Raw genomic sequence first — 230 nt, forward strand, 5'->3', positions numbered from 1 at the left:
TACTCACACCATCATTTAGAGCCACTTGCTCAGCAGTGGTACGTCTGGCCACCTGCCAATACAAGTGCGATAACCAAAATTTGAGTAAATGCCTAGGGCTAGCAGAGTTGGGCAGTATATTTAACCATTGCTTGGGTGATTGCTCAGCATAGGTCTTACCTGCCTGCAGATGTGTGTGGCGGGCATGCGCATCTGGCGGCACTGATGATGGTGGTAATGATACTGATGCT

General features: G+C 49.1%; 1 protein-coding gene. It reads right to left on the reverse strand.

Annotation, left to right across the window (positions count from 1 at the left end; genetic code table 11):
• Positions 1-230: hypothetical protein (locus tag AAEY93_RS21205; protein ID WP_351079754.1), on the reverse strand; the 230-nt coding region annotated here is incomplete at both ends.

Source organism: Shewanella sp. CAL98-MNA-CIBAN-0140, from assembly GCF_040309905.1.
In the GTDB taxonomy this organism is placed as follows: Bacteria; Pseudomonadota; Gammaproteobacteria; order Enterobacterales; family Shewanellaceae; genus Shewanella; species Shewanella psychromarinicola.